Annotated in this window: 2 protein-coding genes; both read right to left on the bottom strand. The window is 70.3% G+C overall.

Translation table 11 applies throughout. The features are described from left to right. Nucleotides 1-1,835 (bottom strand): type I polyketide synthase (locus tag ACZ3H8_RS40550; RefSeq protein WP_467410363.1); only part of this gene is annotated, 1,835 nt, incomplete at its 3' end. A 72-nt stretch (nt 1,836-1,907) separates the two neighbouring features. Continuing rightward, nucleotides 1,908-6,124: SDR family NAD(P)-dependent oxidoreductase (locus ACZ3H8_RS40545; protein WP_467410360.1), on the bottom strand; the 4,217-nt coding region annotated here is incomplete at its 5' end.

Raw genomic sequence — 6,124 nt, 5'->3', positions numbered from 1 at the left:
GCATCAAAGGCCGAAGCAAAGACCGGGAACGCCTCATACAACTCCCGGCCCATCCCCAACCGCTGCGAACCCTGACCCGCAAACAGAAACGCCGTACGACCCCCTGTCCTGGCGGTTCCGGTGACCGTGCCCGGCGCCTGTTCGCCCTCGGTCACCGCGGTCAGTCCGCGCAGCAACTCCGCCCCGTTCCCTCCGGTCACCACCGCACGGTGTTCGAAGGACGAGCGCGTCGTGGCGAGTGAGATCCCGACGCTCGCCGGGTCGACGTGGTGTCCCGACTCCACGAACGACAGCAGCCGACCCGCCTGTGCTCGTAGGGCAGCCTGGCTACGGGCGGAAATCACCCACGGCAGGAGCCTGGCGGCGACCGGTTCCTGAGCCTGGTCGGCGGACTCCCCGGTGGGAACCTCCTCACCGGGCACCTCCTCGGTGGGAGCTTCCTCGGTGGGAGCTTCCTCGACGACCATGTGTGCATTGGTGCCGCTGATCCCGAACGACGACACCGCCGCACGACGCGGGCGGTCGCCTTCCCGCGGCCAGTCCTGCTCGGCGGTCAGCAACCGCACCGGCCCGGCCGTCCAATCCACGTGCTGGGACGGTACGTCGACGTGCAACGTGGGCGGCAGCACCTCGTGCCGCATCGCCAGCACCATCTTGATCACACCGCCCACACCCGCAGCAGCCTGCGTGTGTCCGATGTTCGACTTCAACGACCCCAGCCACAACGGCCGGTCCTCGGACCGCCCTTGTGCATAGGTCGCCAGCAGCGCTTCCGCCTCGATCGGGTCCCCGAGCGGCGTGCCGGTGCCGTGCGCCTCCACCGCGTCCACGTCCCCCGCCGAAAGCCCCGCGGACTCCAGGGCCGCTCGGATCACGCGTTCCTGGGCCGGACCGTTGGGTGCCGTCAGGCCGTTCGAGGCTCCGTCCTGGTTGATGGCGCTTCCACGTATCACCGCCAGCACGGGATGACCGTTGCGCCGGGCGTCCGACAGCCGCTCCACCAGCAGCATTCCGACGCCTTCAGCCGGGCCAAAGCCGCTCGCCTGATCGGAGAACGCCCTGCAACGGCCGTCGGCGGACAGCGCCTGCTGCCTGCCGAAGTCGACGAACATCTCCGGGCCCGACATGACGGTCACGCCGCCGGCCAGCGCGATGTCGCACTCGCCGGACCGCAGGGACCGCACCGCCAGGTGCAGCGACACCAGCGACGACGAGCACGCGGTATCGACCGTGACCGCCGGCCCCTCAAGCCCGAAGGAGTACGCGATCCGGCCGGAGGCCACACTCGTCGTGCTGCCGTTCAGCAGATGACCCCCCAGCTCTTCCTGGGACTCCTGCGAACGAGGGGTGTAGTCCTGTGCGATGGCGCCCACGAACACACCGGCGTTCTTCCCGCGGAGTGCCGTGGGGAGGATGCGCGCCCGCTCGACGGTCTCCCAGGACACCTCCAGCAGGAGGCGCTGCTGGGGATCCATCGCCTGGGCCTCGCGCGGCGAGATCTCGAAGAACTCCGCGTCGAACGAGGGGGCCCCGTAGAGGAAGCCGCCCTCGCGGACGTACGTCTTGCCGGGTCGGCCGGGTTCCGGGTCGTACAGCCCTTCCATGTCCCAGCCGCGGTCTGTCGGGAACGTGGAGACGGCGTCCGTACCGGAGGCGAGCAACTGCCACAGGTCCTCAGGTGATTCCACGCCGCCGGGGAAGCGGCAGCCCATCGCCACAATGGCGATGGGTTCCTGGTCACGTGCCTCGAGGTCCTGCAGGCGCTTGCGCGTCTGGCGAAGGTCGGCGGTGACCAGTTTGAGGTAGTCCCGCAGCTTCTCTTCGTTGCTCGCCATGTGTTGCCACTTCCCTAAGAGGGACCCCCTGGGGTCCGAGAGGTCAGGTCCGAAGAGGTCCGGTCCGAGGGATCAGGAAATGCCCAGCTCTTGGTTGATCAGGTCGAACATCTCGTCGTCCGTCGCGTCGTCCAGCTCCTTGCCGTCCGACGTACCTCCGGCGCCGGTCCACTTCGAGAGGAGCTCACGCAACCGGGCCGTGACCTTGTCCCGCAGGTCGTCGTCCGCTGCGCCTTCGTCCGCGCCGCCCCCGCCGTCGTCCGCGGATGCTGCGGACACCGTTGATGCCGTTGACGCTGCGGATTCCGTGGCTGCCGCTGATGCCGTGGCCAGTACGGCTTCCAGCTTGTCGATCTCATCGAAGACGGCCGTGGAGGGCTCCGCCTCCTCCGGGACGCTCTGGGCGAGCAGGTGACGGGCGAGGACGGCCGGGGTCGGATAGCGGAAGATCAGGGTTGCCCGCAGTGTCAGCCCCGTGGCCGCGCCCAGGCGGTTCCGCAGCTCCACAGCGGTGAGCGAGTCGAAACCCAGTGACTTGAAGGGGCGTTCGGACTCGACCCTCTCGGGGTCGGAGTGACCGAGGACCGCCGCGGTGTGGGTACGCACCAGGTCCAGGACAGCCTGCTCCCGTTCGTTGGCATGCAGCGGACGCAGCTGTTCGGTGAGCGACACCGCCGTCGTTGCCGTAACGGTCGCCGCGACGCGACGGACCTGGGTGTGCACCAGGCTCCTGAGCAGAGCCGGCGGCTCACTCGCCTCGTTCCGCAATGCCGCCAGGTCCAGGCGCGTCGGCAACAGCACCGCGTGGTCGGCCGTCAGGGAGATGTCGAAGAGCTCGAGAGCGTCCGGCGTGGGCAGCGGTGTCAGACCGGTCCGGCTGACGCGCTGGATGTCCGCCTCGCCCAGGGTGCCTGCCATGCCGGTCGACCGGTCCCACAGACCCCAGGCCAGTGATAGGGCGGGGAGCCCGACGGCCCGGCGATGGTGCGCCAGCGCGTCCAGGAACACATTGGACGCCGCGTAATTGGCCTGCCCCGGGGTGCCGAAGGCGGCTGCGGCGGACGAGAACAGTACGAAGGCGGAGAGATCGAGGTCCCTGGTCAGTTCGTGCAGGTTCCAGGCCGCTTCGGCCTTGGGTCGCAGCACCGTGTCGATCCGCTCCGGCGTCAGCGAGTCGACGACGCCGTCGTCCAGCACCCCGGCCGCATGGATGACCGCCGTGAGCGGGTGGCTGTCGGGCACCTGGGCCAGCAGGCGGCAGAGCGCGTCCCGGTCGGCGATGTCACAGGCAGCGACCGTGACGGAGGCTCCGAGCGCTTCCAGATCGGCCGCAAGTTCGTTCGCTCCCGGCGCGCCGGGGCCGCTGCGGCTGGTGATCAGGAGGCGGCGGACGCCGTGCCTGCTCACCAGATGGCGGGCGAGAAGGCCGCCCAGCGCGCCGGTACCGCCGGTGATCAACACCGTGCCCCCCGCGTCGAGCGGGCGGGGAATCGTGAGGACGATCTTTCCTACGTGCCGGGCCTGGCTGAGCTGCCGGAACGCTTCGGGAGCCCGGCGTACGTCCCAGGTGGTGACCGGCAGGGGCCGGAGCGCCTGTCGCTCGAAGAGCGAGAGGACCTCGGCGAGCATCCGGGCGGTGTGGGCAGGGTCGACATCCCGCAGGTCGAACGCCTCGTACCGGACGCCGGGGTGGTCCGAGGCGACCCGCTCGGGGTCACGCAGGTCCGTCTTGCCCATCTCGATGAATCGGCCGCCACGGGGCAGCAACCGGAAGGAGGCGTCGACGAGTTCCCGGGCGAGGGAGTTCAGGACGACGTCCACTCCCCGTCCGCCGCTGGCCCGCAGGAACTTCTCTTCGAACTCCGCGGTGCGGGAGGAAGCAATGTGATCGTCGTCCAGACCCATCGATCGAAGGGTTTCCCATTTGGCCGGGCTGGCGGTCGCGAAGACCTCCGCACCCAGATGCCGGGCCAGCTGCACGGCGGCCATGCCGACCCCGCCCGCCGCGGCATGAATCAGTACGGATTCGCCAGGACGCAGATCCGCGAGATCGGCCAGGCCGTGGTACGCGCTGAGGAAGACGATCGGTGCGGCGGCGGCCTCCGTGAAGGACCAGCCGTCGGGCATCCGGGCGAGCAGGCGCTGATCGGTCACGGCGGTTGGCCCGTACGCCCCCGGGATCAGGCCCAGGACGCGGTCCCCCGGGGCCAGCCCAGTGACGCCGGGGCCGACATCGGTGACGACACCGGCTCCCTCACGGCCCGGGACCTCCCGGTCGAGCATGCCGAGGCAGACCAGCACATCGCGGAAGTTCACTCCCGTCGCGTGCATCGCCACCCGCACCTCACCCGGTCCGAGCGGTTCGGTCGCCTCGGGGCAGGCGACAAGGGCCAGATGGTCCAGGGTTCCCGGGGTGGTGACGTCCAGCCGCCAGGCGGGCGCTCCGGAGGGCGGTAGCAGCGGTCCGTCGGTTCCCGCCCGGACCAGTCGAGGCGCGTGGGCGGTTCCGTTCCGCAGGGCGAGCTGCGGCTCTCCGGAGGCGAGCGCAGAGGCGAGCAACTCGGCACTCGTCGCCGACCCGTCCTGATCCGGCGCGAGGTCCAGCAGGAGGATCCGTCCCGGGTTCTCCGACTCCGCCGAGCGTGCCAGACCCCATACCGGGGCGGCGGCCAGGTCGATGTCGGCCCCTTCGTCCGCGACGGCGACCGCGCCACGGGTCACCAGGACGAGCCGGGACGTGGCGAAGCGCTCTTCCGCCAGCCACTCCTGGAGCAGGGAAAGCGTCCGATGAAGGCCTGCCCGTGCACCGTCGACCACGCCAACGCCGTCGATCACGCCGTCGCCGATGGCCGTGCCCCCGCCGTCGCCGCTCGCCTTGCCGTGGCCGTTGGCCGAGACGCAGTCCACGAGTACCGCGTCGGGCAGCGTCGTACCCGCCTCCACGGCCGCCCGCAGAGCGGCCAGGTCCTCGTAGGCCCCGGCCGGAGCGTCGGGCAGATCGGCAGCCGGACCCAACACGGCCCAGGACGAAGCAGGTGCTTCGGACCCTGCCGCGGGAGCCGGCGCCGTCCATTCAACACGGAACAGCGAGTCGTGCCGCGCGCCGCGGGAGGCGTCGAGGGAAGCCTCGTTCAGCTCTCGCATGGTCAATGAGTCGACGGATGCCACCGGCCGGCCACCGGCATCGGACACGGTCAGCGAGATCGAGTCCTCGTCCACCGGCGACAGCCGCACCCGCACCACTGACGCCCCTACCGCAGTGAGCGAGACGCCGCTCCAGGAGAACGGCAGCCGTACCCGCACGGGCCCCGTATCCCCTACCGTGGCCAGCCAGGCGTGCAACGCCGCGTCCAGCAGCGCCGGATGCAGACCGAACAGTCCGGCATCGCGGCTCTGCTCCTCGGCCAACGCGACCTCGGCGAACACGTCGTCACCCAGCCGCCACACTGCCTGAAGTCCCTGGAAGGCAGGACCGTAGGCGTAGCCGCCTCCGGCCAACTTCTCGTAGAAGCCGGCCAGTTCCACCGGCTTCGCGCCGGAGGGCGGCCACACGTCCGGTCCGGCCCTGTCCGAGGAGTGGCCCGGGACGAGGAACCCATCGGCGTGGCGGGTCCACGTATCGTCGACGGTGGCACCGCTCGGGCGCGAATGGACTCCCACCGTCCGTCGGCCGGACTCGTCCGGTCCACCGACCATCACCTGGAGTTGCACCGCTCCGCTCTCGGCCACCACCAGGGGCGCCTCGAGCGTCAGTTCCTCTACGCGACCGCAGCCCAGCCGGGTGCCGGACTGCAGCACCAGTTCAAGGAAGCCGGTGCCGGGGAAGAGCACGGTGCCCGCAACCATGTGGTCCCGCAGCCAGGGATGGGACTGCAGCGACAGCCTCCCGGTGAACAGGGCTCCTTCTCCATCGGCCAGACCGACTTCCGCGCCCAGCAACGGGTGCTCCGCCGACGCCAGCCCGAGGCCGGTGGCATCACCGGATCCGGCTCTGGTCGCGCGTGGCCAGAACCTCTGCCGCTCGAAGGCGTACGTCGGAAGATCGATGCGCCTCGCGCCGATCCCGTCCAGTGCGGCGGACCAGTTCACCGAGATCCCCCGCGTGAATATGGCTGCTGCAGCGGCCATGAACGCGTCGGCCTCGGGACGGTCCTTGCGCAGTACGGATACGAACTGGCGCCCGTCGGCCTGCACGCATCCTTGGGCCATGGCGGTCAGCGTGCTGTCGGGGCCCAACTCCAGGAACCGGCTGACGCCCTGCTCCTCCAGGCGCTGGATGCCGTCGGCGA

Source organism: Streptomyces sp. NPDC002868 (genome assembly GCF_055563295.1).
This window is presented reverse-complemented; position numbering and strand designations above follow the sequence as displayed.